The sequence below is a fragment of the Cyclobacterium xiamenense genome, from assembly GCF_009467825.1.
Lineage (GTDB): Bacteria > Bacteroidota > Bacteroidia > Cytophagales > Cyclobacteriaceae > Cyclobacterium > Cyclobacterium xiamenense.
This window is the reverse complement of record NZ_WIOK01000012.1, coordinates 153,055-171,238: the sequence shown is the minus strand read 5'-3', so window position 1 is coordinate 171,238 and position 18,184 is coordinate 153,055. Positions and strand designations below refer to the sequence as shown.

Sequence of the window (18,184 nt, the reverse complement as noted above, 5' to 3'; positions counted from 1 at the left end):
ATCAGGCCACTTCAACATTAACCGCTTCCACTTTGGTGATTTCCGGTATGGCTTTCTTGATGGCCTCCTCGACGCCCGCTTTTAGAGTCATGGTGGACATGGGGCAGGAACTGCAAGCGCCGGTCAATTCGAGCTGCAAAACCATGTCGGACGAAAGCCCGATTACCCTGACATTCCCTCCATCCGCTTCCAAATAGGGCCTGATCGTATCCAACGCAAGCTCGATTTGATCTTTATATTGTTCCAGCATTATCTATACTTTTATCTGTACTACCTCTGTTTTACTCATTTCCGCATTCCGGATCGCTACCTGCCGGGCCACATTTTCGGCAAATTGGCCGAAGGCCTCCCCAATCAACCCTTCTTTCATCACGGCAGGATACCCGCTATCGCCACTTTCCCGAATGCCCTGTACCAGGGGGATTTCACCCAGATAGGGCACCTTGTATTTATCTGCCAGTCGTTTACCGCCACCTTCACCGAAAATGTAATACTTATTGTCCGGCAACTCTGCGGGTGTAAAATAAGCCATATTTTCCACAACTCCTAAAACCGGAACGTTGATCTGGGCCTGTTGAAACATGGTCAGCGCCTTGGTGGCATCCGCCAGGGCTACTTTTTGCGGGGTAGTCACGATTACCGCACCCGTCACCGGCACGGTCTGCACCATGGTCAGGTGAATATCCGAGGTACCCGGCGGCAAATCAATCAACAGGTAATCCAGTTCTCCCCATTCCACATCACCAATAAACTGCTTCAATGCCGAACTGGCCATGGGTCCTCTCCACACCACGGCACTCTCTGCCGGCGTCAGAAACCCGATGGACATCAATTTGACTCCATACTGCTCTATGGGTAGGATAACGTTTTTTCCGTTCTCTTGTTTTATCGCGGGTTGTTCGCCCTCTACATTAAACATGGTGGGCACGGAAGGTCCAAAGATATCGGCGTCGATCAAGCCAACCCGGGCACCCGATCGGGCCAGCGAAACGGCCAGGTTGGATGAGCAGGTACTCTTTCCCACACCCCCTTTGCCAGAGGCTACCGCAATGATATTCCTTACCTTGGGCAAAAGCGGGGCATTGTCCCGAACAGTGGTGACATTTGAAGTCATGAATATATCGGTCGCCACCGCATCTCCAAAGGCCTTTTTCAGCGCCTCTTCGCAATTCATCCGAATAAGCTCTTTCAGGGGACAGGCTGGGGTGGTCAATACCACCTTAAAGCGGATGGTCTGATCAGCCGTAATTTCCAGGTCCTGAATCATTCCCAGCGTAACCAAATCCTTTTTCAAATCCGGATCTTCTACCGTTGCTAACGCTTTTAGTATGTTTTCTTTAGAAAGGGTCATTCCTGTTTTATTGATTTGGCTGCAATTTAGGGTTAATCTGCCGTTTATTAAAATTAAAACCGGAGGTAATACCTCCTTCGTTACCTCAACTTTAGCCGGTAGAAAATAGTTTCTTTTTGGGAAAAGATAGGTTCCTACCATCTTTCGCCGATTAACCCTATCTTTGTAGATTGATCGTTACCTATGGCCATTTCCAATGATACCACCGAAAAAGTCAGGGAACGCGTTGACATCGAAGAGGTGGTCAACGATTACGTTACCCTAAAGAAGAAAGGGCAAAACCTGTGGGCTTGCTGCCCGTTTCATCAGGAAAAAACTCCTTCCTTTTCGGTCTCTCCGGCCAAACAAATCTACAAGTGCTTTGGCTGTGGAAAAGCCGGCGATCCCATCCAATTCATCATGGACATCGAAGGGATCGGTTTTGTAGAAGCCATCCGGCACCTGGCCACCAAATACGGAATAGAAATCGAGGAGGAAAGCAACAACGCCGACCCGGAGGCCATACAGGCCTACAACGAGAAAGAAAGCCTATTCATCGCCCTGAACTTTGCCCGTGAATTTTTTCAGCAAAACCTGGATACCGAAGAAGGGCAGTCCATCGGTCTGAGTTATTTCAAAGAGCGGGGATTTACGCCGGCCATTATCGAGAAATTTCAACTGGGCTATGCCCTGGACAGTTGGGATCGGCTGCTGGTACAGGCCAAAAAATCCGGGTTTGAAACCGGAATTCTGCTAAAAGCCGGCCTCATTCTGGAAAGAGAAAACAACCCCGGCAACTACTACGACCGATTCCGCGGGCGGGTGGTATTCCCCATCCACAACCTGAGTGGCAAACCCATCGCCTTTGGCGCCCGAATCCTGACCCAGGACAAAAAACAACCCAAGTACATCAATTCTCCCGAAACGGCCATCTACCACAAAAGCGATGTGCTGTACGGGATTTTCCAGGCCAAACAGGCCATTCGGCAGGAGGACAATTGCTACCTGGTGGAAGGCTACACGGATGTGATTTCCATGCACCTCTCCGGGATCGAAAATGTGGCCGCCTCCTCGGGGACGTCACTGACCGAAAGCCAGATCAAGCTGATCAAACGGTTTACCGATAACGTAACGGTCCTGTATGACGGAGACGCTGCCGGTATTCAGGCCTCCCTGCGGGGAGTCGACCTCTTGTTGGAGGGGGGACTGAACGTAAAAACGGTGGTATTTCCGGACGGGGAAGACCCGGACAGCTTTGCCCGGAAAAAAGGTTCCGCCGATTTCCGCCGATTTATCGAAACCCAGGCCAAGGATTTTATACAGTTTAAAATCGATTTTTTTACCCGGGACGCCGCCAACGATCCGATCAAAAGAGCGGAAGCCATCCGGCAGGTAGTGGGCAGCATCGCGCGCATACCGGATCCCATCACTCGCTCCGTCTATGCCCGGGAATCGGCTCGCTTGCTGTCCATGGAGGAGGACCTCCTGCTGGCCGAGCTCAATCGGCAGCTGCTAAAAACCCATCAGAAGGCTTCCGGACAGTCGCGCGAACACCCCACCACGCCGGTGGAGGAACTTTTACCGGTAGACCCGGAACGGGAGGAAAAACCGGTCCCCAGGCAGCAGAAGGAAGAGCGGGAACTAATCCGCATTCTGATCAACTACGGCTTCGAGAAAGTTTCCGACGAAATGCATGTATGCGAGTACCTGCTGGAGGAAATCAGGGAACTGGAATTCGCCACCCCGGTGTACCAAAAACTACTGCAGCATTACAAACAGGCCCTGCTTCAGGGCATTTTGCCCAAATTTGACCATTTTCTGAAAATCCAGGACGCCGAAATCAAACAAACCGTGGTGGACATGATTGCCCAAAGCCGGGAAATATCCACGAATTGGGAGTCGCGGCATCAGATATTCACCCACCGGGAAACCGACGATTTGTCGGCAACCACCTACCGTACTTCCCTGCGACTCAAGAGTGCCTACCTAAAAAAAATGCGCCTGGAAGTGCAAGAAAAAATCAAAGTTGCCGGGGATTCCGATGTGGAGGAATTGCTACGAATTCACATGGAAATCACCCAGTTAACGACCAAAATTGATCGGGAACTGGGAAACGTGATTCCTTCCAAAAACTAAACTAAAATTTTGTAAAAACGGTTAAGAAAATAATTAATCGTAATTTTGCAACTTGATTTATCGCATAGAACAAATAAAATGAACGATACCATCCAATTAGATCCGATCGAGGACGCCATAGATGCCATAAAAAATGGAGAGATCATCATTGTCGTGGACGATGAAGACCGGGAAAACGAAGGAGATTTTGTGTGTGCGGCCGAGATGGCCACCCCGGAGATCATCAATTTCATGGCCACCCACGGCAGGGGTCTGATTTGTGCACCGCTAATTGAGGACCGCTGCGAAGAATTGGGTCTGGATCTGATGGTGGGCACCAATACCGCCACCTTCGAGACACCGTTCACCGTTTCCGTGGACCTGATTGGACATGGCTGCTCTACCGGGATTTCTGCCAGCGACCGTTCCAAAACCATCAAAGCCCTGATTGATCCGACTATCAAGCCGGAAGAACTGGGAAAACCCGGCCATATTTTCCCGCTGAAAGCGAAGAGAGGCGGCGTATTGCGGCGGACCGGCCATACGGAGGCGGCCATTGACCTGGCACGCATGGCAGGCCTGCAACCAGCAGGTGTACTGGTGGAAATCATGAACGAGGATGGGAGCATGGCGCGACTGCCGGATCTGGTAGAAGTGGCCAAAAAATTTAACCTAAAGCTGATCTCCATCAAGGACCTGATTGCGTACCGACTCAAACACGAATCGCTGATCAAGCGGGAAATCGGCGTGGAAATGCCCACGGAATGGGGGGATTTTGACCTCATCGCCTTCCGACAGACCAATACCGACGAGATTCACATGGCCCTGATCAAAGGTAAATGGGAACCCGACGAGACCGTCATGGTCCGGGTGCATTCCTCCTGCATTACCGGGGATATTTTCGGTTCCTGCCGCTGCGATTGCGGTCCGCAACTGCATCAAGCCATGAAGATGGTGGAAGCAAACGGCAAGGGCCTGGTCCTGTACATGAATCAGGAGGGACGGGGAATCGGGCTGATCAATAAGCTAAAAGCGTATAAGTTGCAGGAAGAAGGCATGGATACCGTGCAGGCCAACCTGGCCCTGGGCTTCCCCATGGATAAGCGGGATTACGGGGTAGGTGCGCAGATACTTCGCGATCTGGGTGTGAGCAAAATCAAACTGATTACCAACAACCCCACCAAGCGCGTGGGCCTATCCGGATACGGGCTGGAAATCGTGGATACCGTGCCACTGGAGATCAACTCCAATCCGCATAACGAACGGTACCTGCGAACCAAGCGGGATAAAATGGGGCACCAAATTCTCTCGAACACGAAAGAGTGAGCCGACTTTTGGTCGAAACCATTCAACAAACCGCACAACAATTACGTATCAGGGGTAGAAACAAAAATCAACACAGTCATGAAACGAGCCATCTATACATTGTTACTACTGGTACTGATTTCCTTTAGCGCCTTTGCGCAAGAGTTTCCTTCACAGGTCTGGCACGACGGCAAAGTATTTCTAAGCTCCGGGGGAATCCATGAGGGAAAAGTAAAGTACGACCTGGAAGCGAATATCGTGCAGGTGCAGTCGAATGTGATAGAAACCTTTAGTTCGGCCTCCATCAGTCATTTTGAGATTTTCGATGAAATCTATGGGGGTATCCGGGTCTTCTACAGCCTGCCTTATGCGCTAAACTCCGACTACAAAACACCGATTTTCTTCGAATTGCTTACGGAGGGAGAAGATATTACCCTACTCTGCCGGGAATTTATCACAGTCGATAACCGCAATTTCAATACCATGGGCATGCGAGGCATGTACATGAATCCCATGTGGGGAATGCCCATGGGAATGGGCTTCAACCGGCTGGACTTCGAGTATTTCTTTCTTCGGGATCAAAAAATCTACCGATATAGCCAGAAAAAGCGGGAGTTGTTCAACGATTTTATGGATGACCACTCCGCCGAGGTGAAGCTTTACATGAGAAAAAACAGGCTTTCGCACGACAAGCGTGGAGATTTGCTCCGAATAACAGCCTATTACAATCAAATAAAAGAAAATTCTTAATGACAAAACCGCTAATCTTGGTTTCCAATGACGATGGGATCACCTCCCGGGGAATTCGGGTACTCGTAGACGTAATGAAGCAGTTGGGTGAGGTCGTGGTCGTAGCCCCGGACAGCCCCCAATCGGGCATGGGACACGCCATCACCATTGGAAACACCCTCCGCCTGTCGGAGGAAGAAATTTTTCAGGATGTGTTGGCCTATAAGTCCAGCGGGACTCCCGCAGATTGCGTCAAACTGGCCAAACACTATGTATTGAAGGACAAGAAACCCGACCTGATTGTGAGCGGGATCAATCACGGAAGCAACACTTCCATCAGCGTGCTGTATTCCGGTACCATGTCGGCGGCCATTGAAGGAGCCATTGAGGGCTACCCCTCCATTGGCTTCAGTCTGTGCGATTACAGTTCGCAAGCGGATTTTTCGCATGTGGAGAATTACGTGTACCAGATAGCAAAGCAGGTTCTCGAATTCGGTATACCCAAAGGCGTGGCCCTAAACGTGAATTTTCCGCCAAAACGAAACGAGGCGCTCAAAGGGATCAAAATCTGCCGACAGGCACGTGCCAAATGGCAAGAGGATTTCGAAGAACGGTACGACCCCAATGGCCGGAAATATTTCTGGATGGCGGGAAATTTCGTCAATTTTGACAAAGGAGAGGATAACGACGAATGGGCCATCGCTAATAATTTCGCCGCCGTGGTTCCCTGCCAGTTTGATATGACCGCCCATCATGCCATCGCGCAGATAAACGACGACTGGGATTGGGAAGGACTTAAAACCAGTATTTAATTCCGATCGATAACAAATCCTTTCGCTCCGCATGTACGTGCCGTCCTGAAAATTTTCGGAAACAAAAAATTAAGAAAACCAATTGGAAGCCGATCCCGACCATTCCTACACCGTTCCCGAAGGCACCCGTATCGGACACGTGCACTTAAAAGTAGCGGATTTGGACCGCTCTCTAGAATTCTACTGCGGACTTCTGGGCTTTGAACTGACAAGCACCTATGGTGAAGACGCAGCTTTTATCTCGGCCGGTGGATACCACCACCACATCGGGCTAAACACCTGGTTCAGCAAAAATGGAACAGCTGCTCCCAAAAACAGCTCCGGCCTGTTTCACATAGCCATTCTCTACCCTAGCCGAAGGGACCTTGCCAGGATCCTTCATCGCCTGCTTCAGGCGGATTACCCACTCACGGGGGCGGCTGATCATGGGGTTTCGGAGGCACTGTACCTGGACGACCCGGACAAAAATGGCGTTGAATTGTATTGGGACCGGCCTACAAATCAATGGCCCAAAAAAGTGGATGGCTCCCTGGAAATGTATACCAGCAAACTAGACCTAAATGGCTTGCTACGGGAGTTGACCTGAGCGAAAATCCGGTAGCGATTTCCGTTTTTGGCCTGTTATTTGTTCCGATTAGTACATGATACGTACACCGCACCTAAAACCATCCCTAGTACTGACCGGTCTGCTTTCTCTGCTTGCCTACGCTCCTTCCTTTGCCCAAATGCAGCCCGACATACCCCAGCCGCGGGGGCCAGTGGACCTAAGCGATACCAGCAACCTGATTATTTTTATCATCCTTCCGGCTTTGGTGATCGTCCTGTATTTTTTTTGGAGAAGGGCGATCAAAAAAAGAAAAGCCGAGCGGGAACAAGAAGAATAGACCCGATCAGTGGTTCCTTAGCCGCTCAATCAATTCGTTTTTTCGAAGCTTGCTGATTCCAGATAACCCGATTTCACGGGCTTTCTCGTAAAGCTCCTCGCGCGTCCATTCTTCGTAAGGTGGAGCGGCACCTCCTTTTTTACCCGCTACATGATCCGGAGTATTGGCGATTCTGGCGGCCTTTTCCTTGCTATATCCCTGTTCTTTCAGGGCTTCGTACTGTTCTTCGTTTTTGATTTGGGGGCGTTTGTCGGCTGACATGGCTTTTTTTGTTTAGGCGTTGTCTCTTCTGAACCGATCGCTTTCACTGCTCCATTCCTTATCGGCTTCCTTGGCGCGCATCAGTTCGTCTGTTGCTTTTTTTGTTTTTTCGGTGGATTCGGTTTCGCTGGAAGCCTTGCCGGCAGGGGCTTCCTTGCCGTCCCTGGCCTCCTCCTGGGCTCGTTGAAAACTATTGTCTTCGAAATTTTCGGGTTGCTCTTTTTTATTCTTTTTCGTCATCATGGGATTATTTTTCTGTTTCTTCTGCCCTTTTGTAATCCAAAACCATTCCAAAACGACCACAATGGATTATTTCACAGGAAAATTTTACCTGAAGTACCATTTTATTTGCTTATCCTTTCCCAAGGAAATATATTCACGTAGCAATAGTTCGAAAAAATTTTATAGAAATATGAGCGATAATTCAAAAAAATCCAGAAGAAGCTTTCTAAAAGGAAGTCTTTTGGCGCTGGGAGGCATCAGCATTGTCCCCCGACACGTGTTAGGCAACGGATACCTGGCACCCAGTGACCACCTGACCAAAGGAATCATTGGGGTAGGCGGTATGGGAAGAGGCCATTTCAACTACGCAGGTACCAAGACCGTGGCCATTTGCGACGTAGATACGCGTCACATTGGCATCGCACAGGAAACCTTGGGCCAGGGCGTAAAAACGTTCTCGGATTACCGGGAACTGATTCAGTTACCCGAAGTGGATATTGTTCATATTGCCACACCCCCACACTGGCACGGGATCATGGCCGTGGACGCTGCACGCGAAGGCAAGGACATTTGGTGTGAAAAACCCATGACCCGCACCATCGGCGAAGGAAAAAAAGTTGTGGAAGCCATCAAACAGCACGGAAATATCTTTCGCTTGAATACCTGGTTTCGGTTTGATGCCAATTTTTACGGCATGAATACCGAAGTAAAAAACATCAAAAAGCTGGTGGATTCCGGTATGTTGGGCTGGCCATTGAAAGTAACCGTGGGGAAACTTACGGGGTTTGACTGGAAGTTTTATTGGGTAGGACGCACCGGACTGGATACCATGCCGGTCCCCACGGAACTGGATTACGATCGCTGGCTGGGACCTGCTCCCTTCAAGCCCTACCACGAGCACCGTACCCACGGCACCTTCCGCGGCTATTGGGATTATGACGGAGGCGGTCTGGGAGACATGGGCCAGCATTACATGGACCCCATTCAGTATTTCCTGGGCAAGGACGATACCAACCCGGTGAAGGTGGAAATCGATGCACCCCAGCAGCACCCGGATGCGGTGGGCACCTGGCGAAAAATCACCTATACCTATGCCGACGGTTGCCAGATTATACTGGACGGAGAGGGAACCACCGAAGCCCCCTATATCGAAGGGCCCGAAGGAAAACTTTATCGGGGATTCAAATCGGATATCCCCAATATGGAGCGCAAGCTGGCACAGTTTCCCGATCCGGCACCGCAGGTGACGGACTTTGTGGATGCCGTGAAAAACCGCAAGAAATTTGCACTGAACGAGCAGAACGGGCACCGTTCCTGTACATTGGTAAACATGGGCCTGGTCGCCCTTCGCCTGGGCAGAAGTCTGGAGTTTGATCCGGAAAAGCAGGAGTTTATCAACGACGAAGGCGCCAACCGCCTGATCGATCAACCCATGCGTGCGCCGTATACCATCTAAATGCAACTCATCTTAAAGGAATAATCAGAACGATGCAAAAACACCCCATTCTAAACATAGCCCTGGTAGTAAGCCTGGTCCTCGGGCAGGTATTTTTCAGCCTGGCGCAAAATCAACTGGACCAGGGACGGACCACCGCCACCAAAATCGCCGACCTGCTCAATCGGTTTCCTGCAGCCAATGCGCAGGAAATGCAAAACGCCATGCAGCAGATGGAAGATCTGGGTACAGAAGGAATTTCCCAGATGGCCTTACTACTGAAACCGGGTTCAATCAACGAAAAACTGGAATACGCGCTGGCAGGCTTTGCGTTTTATGCCAGCGACCCGTCCCGGGAAAACCTGGCCCGCATGGCCGTACAAGCCTATGGGAAAGCCCTGGACCAACTGGAGGACCCGGAAGCGAAGAATTTCCTGCTGACGCAATTTAAATGGATCGGAAAAGAGGATGCCACCCCTTATGTGGAGCCCTATTTGCAAGACGATCGCCTCTCGGGCACCGCAGCCCGGGTTATGGCCAATATTGGATCGGAATCTGCTGAACGTGCCCTGGTCCTGGCTTTGAGCGCCACCGATTCGGATGCAAAAAAGGCCGATTTCATCGAAGCGCTGGGAAGTTTCTCCAGCCCCGAGGCCTTGGATGAAATCACTCCCTATGCCAGCTCTTCCAATCCGGAATTGAAAAAAGTGGCGCTGTATGCCCTTTCCCAAATCGCCGATCCTCGTAGCGCAAAGGTGCTCTACGCAGCGGCGGAAAATGCGGGTTTCACCTACGATCCCAGCAATGCCTCTGGAGAATACCTGGGCTACATCGCGGGGCTTGCAGAAACTGGAGAAACAAAAACAGCGCTAAAACTGGCGAAAAAAGTCTATAAAAAAACCAACACCAGCGATCAGTTCCATACCAAAGCCGGTGCACTGGGCCTCATGGTCCAGCTACAGCCGGAAAAAAGCAGCGACCTGTTGTCCGAGGCAGCCTTGGATGCCCATCCCCGATTCCGGGGAACCGCATTGAGCCTGTTGACGGATGAAACGTTGGTAGCCGACCTGGATACCTGGAAAACCACCCTGGAAAAAGGAACACCGGAAGCGAAAGCAGCACTCATCCGAAGAATGGGGCAGGTGAAAGACCCGGCCGTGGCCCAGGCCCTGCTGCCTTACCTGAGTAGTGATAACGAGGAAGTGCGGATGGCCACCATTCCTGCGCTGGTAACTGCCGGCGACGAGCTGGCGCTGGAGCCCCTACTCGATCGATTGGAAGCGACCGGGAACGAAGCGGAGACCGAAACCTTACTCACTGCATTGAAAACCATGAAAGGTGCGCAGGTACCTGCCGCGATTGCCGATCGAATTCCCGATGCATCTGCAGCGACAAAAATTCAGTTGATCGGATTGCTGGCGTCACGCGCAGCTGAAGCGCAGGTAGGTGTCGTGTTTGAGGCCACAGCGGATGCAAATCAAGGTGTGAAGGAAGCGGCACTTTCGGCCCTTGCCGATATGGCCAGCCCGGGAGACCTGGATGCGTTGGTGGGCTTGTTACGGAATGAACAAAATCCTGCCAATCTGGAAAAAATCCAGGAAGCCATCATTGTAGCCAATGCACAGAAGGACGATCCTGCCGCGGAAACGCGCTGGGCGATGGACCTGTTGCCGCAACTTCCTGCAGACAAACAAGCCTACCTGTACAAAGTGCTGGCAAAAACCGGCGGAAAGGTAGCCCTGGATAAGTTGCAATCGATTTACGAGACCGGAAATCCCTCCCGGCAGGCAGCCGTGGTAGCTGCGCTGAATCAGGCCGACGATGCAGCCGCCAACGTGGCCCTGCTTCACATTGCCCGGCAAGCAGAAAATGCCGCGTTGCGTGAAGAAGCCCTGATGGGGTTCATTCGCCTGATACCCGCCGTGGAAGCAACAGCCACCCAAAAGGTACTGATGCTCCGCAATGCCCTGGCCCTCGCCCAATCCGATGAAACGGTGCTCGCAGCCCTGGGACAATTGGGCAACTACCCCACCCTTCAGGCCTTGTTGGTAGCCGCCGATTACCAGGAACAAGCCGCCTACCAGCAATCTGCTGCCAGAGCGGTGATGAACATCGTGCTGAATAACGAGGAAATCTACGGAGACAAGGTGCGGGCGATCGTATCGAAAACCATTGCCGTTATCAGCGGGCAGGACAGCCAGTATTACAAAACCTCGCTACAGAAATACCTGGACGAGATGCCGGAGGGCAAAGGCTACTATTCCCTGTTCAACGGAGAAAACCTGGACGGATGGAAAGGCGTATTCAGCAACCCCATCAAGCGTGCAGAAATGAACGAGCGCACGCTTGCGCGAGAGCAGGCGAAGGCGGACGAAATCATGGAAAACGGTTGGAAAGCCGAGGACGGCCTATTGATTTTTACCGGAGAAGGACAAAACATCGCCACCACCAAAGACTTTGGCGATTTTGAGTTGTTTGTGGACTGGAAAATAACGGAAGACGGCGATGCGGGCCTTTACCTGAGAGGCACACCTCAGGTTCAAATATGGGATACCGCCCGTACCGACGTGGGCGCAGAAGTAGGTTCCGGCGGCCTGTACAACAACCAAACCTACCCCAGCAAACCCCTACAGGTGGCGGACAATCCGGTGGGCGAATGGAATACCTTTCATATTCGCATGCAGGGGGAAAAAGTAACCGTTTTTCTCAATGGCGAACGGGTGGTGGATGAGGTCCCTCTGGAAAACTACTGGGACCGCGAGCAAGCGATTTTTCCCGAAGGGCAATTGGAATTGCAAGCACACGGCACCTATGTGGCCTACCGGGACATCTACATCCGGGAGCTAACGGGAGCACCTACCTTCGAACTAAGTGAAGAGGAAAAAGAAGCCGGATTTGAGGTACTGTTTGACGGAAACGATCTGGACAAGTGGACCGGTAATAAGACCGACTACGTGGTAGATAACGGTGTATTGGCGATTTATCCGGATAGGGGCGGCAGTGGCAACCTACTGACCGAAAAAGAATACGGGGATTTTGTCTTCCGCTTTGAATTTAAGCTCACTCCGGGTGCCAATAATGGCCTGGGAATCCGGGCGCCTCTGGAAGGAGACGCAGCCTACGTGGGCATGGAATTGCAAATTCTGGACGATACGGCTGAAATCTACAGTCAACTGAAAGAATACCAATACCACGGTTCCCTCTACGGTGTAGCCGCCGCTACCAAGGGCCACCAAAAACCGGTGGGCGAATGGAACTATCAAGAAGTGATCGTACAAGGAGACCGCATACAGGTCATTCTGAACGGAACGAACATATTGGATGTAAACATCGCCGAGGCCAAGAAAAACGGCACCCTTGACGGCAGGGAGCATCCGGGACTTTTGCGGGACAAAGGACACATCGGCTTCCTGGGCCATGGAGATGTGGTATTCTTCAAAAACATCCGCGTGAAAGCGCTTTAACTACCCATTTATCACCACAAACAAGAGGTTGTTTCTTTAGGAGGCAGCCTCTTTTTTTTACCACTTCCACACACACTACACTACCTTGTATCCCGAATCCGCTGACGCGATATCGAGCGATTTCTAAAAAAAGATCCCCAAAAACGCTGCAACACCGCAACAAAAAGAACCTTACCCAGCAAAATTCGGCTTAGTTTTTGCATTATTTTGAAAAATCATAGCGACTTATTCTATTTTTTTTGCGGATAAGCCGTTTTTAACGCTCTAAAACCAATCTGCTTCCCATGCAAACGAAACGAATTTTATGGATCATTGCGCTACTATGTTGGCCGGCCCTGGTACAGGCACAATACGAATCGGTGTCATTTTCCGCCGAAAAAAATCAATTGAACGGAGGGCTTCCGCTACCTTCTGAAACGCCATTCTACCTGGAAGGAAGCCTGCCGGAAGGAATCAAACGCGTAGAGGTCCAGGTTTTTAAAAGTAAAAAAACCGAGAATCAGGCAGATTTTTATTATTGGAAAGCGCCCTACCTTCGTAACCCGACCAATTACGAACTCTTTGTCGCCTATCCCCTGCGCAGTAGCGAAAATTACACACTGAAATTTTATTTCTACAGTGCGTCGGATGAGGAAGAAACGGCCTCGCTAGAAAATGCCCTGCACGAAAACCTGGAAAGTTACATTCAGGCCACAATCCTGGCGGGAAAACGGGGCACCGAAACCTTGAGTCGCCCCGCTGCCATGTTGGACCACGTAAACGAGATCGTCTGGCAGGGGTTAAAAAACTTCCAACACCCGCTGGACCAGGAATTTGAGGGATTTTCGGATGTGGTGAAGCAAAAAATTGCCCAACTCGATCGGGTAAAGCTTAAAAAGGCCCGATTTAATTTACTGGCAAAGAAAACCGATCCAGACATTCAGGATCAAGCGCTCTTTGCGGATCAGTTAAAACAGGAGCTAATCAAACTCCTCAAAGCAGAAACCAGTCAATACCTGCAAAACCAGATGCTGATGCTGGTGGACGTACGTGTCATTGACAATTACCCCACGGAAAACAAGCCTTACTACCTGCCCCTAAGTATCGGGTACGCGGGTACGTATTTTCGCGGAGATTTCAATAACCTGGATTACGGTACCTCGGCCTTTGGCGGGATATCGCTTCCACTGGCCAATAAAAATTTTACCAAAGTATTGGGAAATGCATCCATTTCAACGGGCGTCTTTTTCAGCAATATGCGGGATAGCAATGAGCGAGAGATCAGCGGCCCCCTGATTGGCAGGCCAGTTTATGTAGGCCTGGGCTACAGTTTTTTCCGGGTATTGCGCTTCAATGCCGGTGCCGTACTTACGTCAACGGATGTAAATTCCAACATTGAAGACGTTACCATTTACCCTTTTGTTGGCTTCAGTGCGGAGTTCAGCCTATGGTTGGGATTACGAAAATAAGAGCCGATGAAAACCAAAAACTGTATCTTGCTAGTCGTCGTCTTTTTCCTTTACCTGATGCCGGGGCTATCCCAGCAGTATCGGTGGCGAATGGGACTTTCTACCGGGTACACCAACTATTACGGTCAACTGCGCCCCTACTCCTCGGAAATATCCGCTACTTTGAGAGAAGCATTCCGCCCCTCCTTTCCCCTGAGGCCGGAATCCAATTGGAATGCAAGCTTGGAAAAACGGTTGACTAGCGGTTTGGGATTGTCCTTCTACGGTGGCAGACAGACCCTCTCTGGCAACGGAACCGACCTGTCCGAAATATCCCTCAAGGACCAGGCTTCTACCCTTTACGAGGCAAAGCTTTGGTCCATGGGATCGGCACTGATTTTTCGGATGGACAACGGAAAGCTCCTTCGCCAAACATCCTTTCTGGCACCCTACGTGCTGCTGGGTATTGGCTGGCGTCACTGGGAAGGGCAAACCCGTAGGCTGCTTTTCGACAGCCCCCAAGCAGATTTTGCCGAAAACGAATCCGGACCCCTGTTCAGGCAAGAGCAAAGCGGATCGCACTATTACCTGGATATGGGTCTGGGACTACGGCTGAGACTAAGCCGACAAGTGGAACTGTTTATTCAATCCAATGCGCAGCCAAACAATACCCCACTTTTTGAGGAGCCGCGGCGGCTCCCGGCAGGCGCCGAACTCAGGGATCATGCGAACCGATCCGATCCCGCTACAGACTGGTTATTTCAGCACCAATTGGGCATTAAGCTGAGCCTTGCACCGCGAGGAGCTGTATTTAACGCCAGTAGTGTCAGCCCCTCCGGCCGGTTGGTTCGAACCCAGAGCGAACCGGAGATAAGCAGTACCGAAACAATCGCAGGCAGACCCGAGGGCACGCCGCTGCCAGCTTCATCGGAGGAGAGGTCCGCTATTTCTCCGGATCCGAAACCCGAGCACGCACTGGAATCTCCAGTCGCCCCTAATTTGTCGAAAGGTACGCTGGAATCCAATACAACCGCCCCTACAGAAAACAAACTGGCAAGCAGGTACTTTCTGGGATCCGGCGAAACCCTACCCTGGGAATCGGATTACGTGCAGGAGCGAAACGCCCCCTATCCCTCCTTCCATTCGGTTTATCCGGTCTATCCGGAACCGCCATCGGAACGTAGCGGCGGGACGTTCCGGCTGTTGCCGCAAGCCCGATCCTTTCCTCCCAGGCAATACGCTGACAACCGCCCTGCCCGATCTTCTTACAGACTGTTTGTCCCGGTGCTACCTCCCCTCGTCGGCAGACAAATGGGTTCTTCTCCCGATACAAGCGCACGAGACAACCTTCCCGAACTGTCTAGCGGCATTTCAAAAGTTCCGGCCGCTATGCCTGCAAGCCCCGGGCTGCGGTTGCAACCGCAGGTACCTCTTTGGTCCGGCTCGATCCCGGAGTGGTGGGGCGATTTGCCGGGAATCCGGATAGGCACTACAACCACCACAATCCCACCTGAGGAAATAACCCTGCCGCCTTTATACGCCGCCATCTATTTTGAAATCAATCAACATGCGGTATCCGCACCTGCTCTGGCCAAATTGGCGGCAATTGCGGGTACCTTGCGCCGTTTTCCGGATACCCGGGTAGCGCTTACCGGCTATGCGGACCATACCGGAAGTACGGCCTACAACCTAACCCTGGCGGAAAAACGTAGCCGGTCGGTGGCCCAGGCGCTGGAGGAACGTTTTGGCATAGCCCGGGATCGAATTCAACTTTTTCCTGGCGCACAATTGGTCCGAGGTGCGGTGTCGGCTGCACAACCGGAGGACCGAAAGGTGGAAGTTCAAATTTTATTTTTAAATTCAGGCATCAAATAACGAAACCTGTCAGGTAGGATGGACAAGCCGGAAAAAAAACACCTGGTCGTATTGACCGGAGCCGGGATTTCTGCGGAAAGCGGAATCCGTACGTTTCGGGATGACAATGGCTTGTGGGAGGGCCACGATGTGATGGAGGTGGCCACGCCCGAGGGCTGGAAAAAAAACCGGGAATTGGTATTGGATTTTTACAATCAGCGGCGGAAAGCCTGCCGGAATGCCCTTCCCAACACGGCACACCTGAAGCTTGCGGAAATGGAACAGCAATACCGCGTAACAATCGTCACGCAGAATGTAGACGACTTGCACGAAAGAGCGGGTTCCACCCGGGTCATCCACCTGCATGGAGAACTTTTCAAAGCGCAGAGCAGCCTGGACCCCAGGCTGGTTTACCCCATGGAAGGAACGGAAATCAACCTGGGGGACACCTGTGAAAAGGGCTCCCAATTGCGGCCTTTTGTCGTCTGGTTTGGTGAACCGGTTCCCAAGATGGATGCCGCCATCGCTGCAGTGAAGGATGCCGACGCCTTCGCGGTGATTGGTACCTCGCTATTGGTGTACCCGGCAGCAGGCTTAATCGAATTTGCTGCGGCAGAAATCCCCAAGTACATCCTGGACCCAAAAATGCCTGCCTATTACCCAGCCGCAAATTTGATTCCCATTGAACAAACGGCAGGAAAAGGGGTCTTGCTCCTGGAAGCGTACCTGCAACGACAGTTCTTTCCGCAGTAACCTTTTTTTCGTACTTTTGCTTCCAAAACAGCAGCCCTTGAAAACAGCCATAAACACGTATTCCAAAACCGATACCGGTATTCTACTCGCAAAAAACATCCTGAAGCTCAGCATTGCCGGCTTCTTCATTGGGAGTTTTCACGCACAGGATGCCTGGGTAGGAGTGATTTTGGCACTATACCTGGCCTATTCCCTGGTCAAAAAATTCCGAATTCATGCGGAAGACCGATACGTTTTCCTTACCGGTTCCCTGTTGGGGGGGCTGTTGGGAGTTTGTTGCGAAGCATGGGGAATTTACTACGGTCATTGGGAATACCATGATCTGGGAGGGCGTGCCTTTCCCTATTGGTTACCATTTGCCTGGTCCCTCGCCTTTACTTTCGTTTATCAGCTGGAAAAAGACCTGTTTGCATCCCTTCGCCTGGAACGTACCCGTGACAAGGTAATTCTTACCTTGTTGGTAGCGCTGATATTCCCTACCTACGGAGAGATCATCACCATACAGATGGGCGTATGGACCTATGCCTGGCCTTACCAGTTTTTTGGCGTTCCCTTATTGGCCATCTTCCTACTGGTCGTGTTCCATACCGGTGTCAATTACCTGATGGTCCAGATTTGTCGACGCATGGGATGGCAAAACGAGGTGTTCCATCCAGCCTGATTTAGCGAACGAGCGTTTCCAGCGTAGCCAGATACACCCATTTCTGATCACGTGAATTCAGGCCCGCTTCTACCGCTTTCTGCTGCGCTTCCGTGATTTCCATGTCCTCGTATTCCATGGAGTTGAAGAATTGCAGGTAGTTGGCATAAATATTCATGGTCAGGTGGGTAGATTTGGCCTCACTACCGGTGGGAAGTGCGGTGCGCAGGAAACACCAGTTTTCCATCAGGTCTGCCTGTATCTTTTTCTGATGAATGGGCAAAAAGACCTCCTTCTCCGCCCGTTCGTAGTCCTGAAATTTGCCTTCTACGGCTTTCATCAGGTCAAAGGAAGCCAGCATCCCCGGTTTAAACTCAAACGCATCGGAGGTCCGGGCCACCTCCACCATATAGCTTCGTACAGCCAGATCCCGCATGTCCATAGCATCCCTGATTTTGTTCCGCACCTGATCTTCGTCCATCTCCGGAAAGGCACTGATTGCGAGGTCCACCAATTGATCCGGATCGTTTCCGTTCATCATTTTAACGGGATCCTGGTAATAGGTGACGGTAACGTACTGAAAATTTTCTCCCTCCAAATCGGAACCCGACTGCAGAGACCAGAAATCCCAACCTTCGATGTGGCCTTCCGATTTCGAAACTTTGTGTACTTCTGCCAAAAAATCTTTGTACTCCAGGTAATCCAAAACCCGGTTGGGTTCAACTTTGATAAATTCAAAGACCAAATACTGCTGTTCCTGTGCAATGAGGCTTAGGCTTACAAGTAGTGCCAAAAACCCCGTAATTAGCTGCTTTTTCATAACTCGGTTAATTGGGTTCCCAGTTAAGGTACAAATTTTTAAACAGAAAAAATACCGATTATCCGTTTTTCTCACCTCCCGAACGAATTCCATTGCAAAATAAAAGCCCTGAATGGTTGAAACTCCATTCAGG

17 protein-coding genes are annotated in these 18,184 nt (G+C 51.1%); 12 read left to right on the top strand and 5 right to left on the bottom strand.

Going from position 1 to position 18,184, the window contains the following annotated elements:
• Position 1: 1 nt before the first annotated feature.
• On the bottom strand, positions 2-250 hold the full coding sequence (locus GCU44_RS11385; RefSeq protein ID WP_154856507.1) for a NifU family protein: 249 nt from the start codon (positions 248-250) through the stop codon (positions 2-4).
• Positions 251-253: 3 nt separating this feature from the next.
• Positions 254-1,351, bottom strand: coding sequence for an Mrp/NBP35 family ATP-binding protein (locus tag GCU44_RS11380; RefSeq protein ID WP_092167986.1), 1,098 nt, complete (start codon positions 1,349-1,351; stop codon positions 254-256).
• A 183-nt stretch (positions 1,352-1,534) separates the two neighbouring features.
• On the opposite strand from GCU44_RS11380, the gene dnaG reads away from it, so the two are divergent.
• The 6 genes from dnaG to GCU44_RS11350 all read left to right on the top strand — a co-directional run bounded on the left by dnaG (position 1,535) and on the right by GCU44_RS11350 (position 7,175).
• Complete coding sequence (gene dnaG, locus GCU44_RS11375; RefSeq protein WP_154856506.1) at positions 1,535-3,466, top strand: DNA primase; 1,932 nt, start codon at positions 1,535-1,537, stop codon at positions 3,464-3,466.
• A 78-nt stretch (positions 3,467-3,544) separates the two neighbouring features.
• Positions 3,545-4,771 carry a bifunctional 3,4-dihydroxy-2-butanone-4-phosphate synthase/GTP cyclohydrolase II gene (locus GCU44_RS11370; RefSeq protein WP_092167980.1) on the top strand — a complete coding sequence of 409 codons (1,227 nt, stop codon included), beginning with the start codon at positions 3,545-3,547 and terminating at the stop codon, positions 4,769-4,771.
• A gap of 78 nt (positions 4,772-4,849) precedes the next feature.
• A complete protein-coding gene (locus GCU44_RS11365; protein WP_154856505.1) occupies positions 4,850-5,500 on the top strand; it encodes a hypothetical protein in 651 nt (216 codons plus the stop codon).
• Positions 5,500-6,291 carry a 5'/3'-nucleotidase SurE gene (gene surE, locus GCU44_RS11360; protein ID WP_092167975.1) on the top strand — a complete coding sequence of 264 codons (792 nt, stop codon included), beginning with the start codon at positions 5,500-5,502 and terminating at the stop codon, positions 6,289-6,291. The genes GCU44_RS11365 and surE overlap by 1 nt, the downstream gene beginning before the upstream one ends.
• A gap of 82 nt (positions 6,292-6,373) precedes the next feature.
• Positions 6,374-6,877 carry a VOC family protein gene (locus tag GCU44_RS11355; protein WP_154856504.1) on the top strand — a complete coding sequence of 168 codons (504 nt, stop codon included), beginning with the start codon at positions 6,374-6,376 and terminating at the stop codon, positions 6,875-6,877.
• Positions 6,878-6,932: 55 nt separating this feature from the next.
• Positions 6,933-7,175: a hypothetical protein gene (locus GCU44_RS11350; RefSeq protein WP_206670829.1), complete on the top strand. Its 243-nt coding sequence runs from the start codon at positions 6,933-6,935 to the stop codon at positions 7,173-7,175.
• A 6-nt stretch (positions 7,176-7,181) separates the two neighbouring features.
• Here GCU44_RS11350 and GCU44_RS11345 read toward each other — a convergent pair whose 3' ends face one another.
• On the bottom strand, positions 7,182-7,436 hold the full coding sequence (locus tag GCU44_RS11345; RefSeq protein ID WP_092167967.1) for a DUF7218 family protein: 255 nt from the start codon (positions 7,434-7,436) through the stop codon (positions 7,182-7,184).
• Positions 7,437-7,448: 12 nt separating this feature from the next.
• On the bottom strand, positions 7,449-7,679 hold the full coding sequence (locus tag GCU44_RS11340) for a hypothetical protein (RefSeq protein WP_143057508.1): 231 nt from the start codon (positions 7,677-7,679) through the stop codon (positions 7,449-7,451).
• A gap of 169 nt (positions 7,680-7,848) precedes the next feature.
• Here GCU44_RS11340 and GCU44_RS11335 point away from each other — a divergent pair, with 169 nt between their 5' ends.
• From GCU44_RS11335 to GCU44_RS11310, 6 genes are all read left to right on the top strand, one after another.
• A complete protein-coding gene (locus tag GCU44_RS11335; protein ID WP_154856503.1) occupies positions 7,849-9,114 on the top strand; it encodes a Gfo/Idh/MocA family oxidoreductase in 1,266 nt (421 codons plus the stop codon).
• A 32-nt stretch (positions 9,115-9,146) separates the two neighbouring features.
• Positions 9,147-12,557 (top strand): DUF1080 domain-containing protein, encoded by a 3,411-nt coding sequence (locus GCU44_RS11330; RefSeq protein WP_154856502.1) that lies wholly within the window; start codon positions 9,147-9,149, stop codon positions 12,555-12,557.
• A 284-nt stretch (positions 12,558-12,841) separates the two neighbouring features.
• The gene (locus tag GCU44_RS11325) at positions 12,842-14,005 is read left to right on the top strand and encodes a hypothetical protein (protein ID WP_154856501.1); all 1,164 of its coding nucleotides are present in this window, start codon (positions 12,842-12,844) and stop codon (positions 14,003-14,005) included.
• 6 nt (positions 14,006-14,011) lie between these two features.
• Positions 14,012-15,859 (top strand): OmpA family protein, encoded by a 1,848-nt coding sequence (locus GCU44_RS11320; protein ID WP_154856500.1) that lies wholly within the window; start codon positions 14,012-14,014, stop codon positions 15,857-15,859.
• A gap of 18 nt (positions 15,860-15,877) precedes the next feature.
• Positions 15,878-16,591 carry an SIR2 family NAD-dependent protein deacylase gene (locus GCU44_RS11315; protein ID WP_154856499.1) on the top strand — a complete coding sequence of 238 codons (714 nt, stop codon included), beginning with the start codon at positions 15,878-15,880 and terminating at the stop codon, positions 16,589-16,591.
• A gap of 37 nt (positions 16,592-16,628) precedes the next feature.
• Positions 16,629-17,252 carry a hypothetical protein gene (locus tag GCU44_RS11310; RefSeq protein WP_154856498.1) on the top strand — a complete coding sequence of 208 codons (624 nt, stop codon included), beginning with the start codon at positions 16,629-16,631 and terminating at the stop codon, positions 17,250-17,252.
• Between the two features lies 1 nt (position 17,253).
• Here GCU44_RS11310 and GCU44_RS11305 read toward each other — a convergent pair whose 3' ends face one another.
• Positions 17,254-18,051, bottom strand: a complete 798-nt coding sequence (locus GCU44_RS11305; RefSeq protein WP_154856497.1) for a hypothetical protein — start codon at positions 18,049-18,051, stop codon at positions 17,254-17,256.
• Between the last annotated feature and the right edge of the window lie 133 nt (positions 18,052-18,184).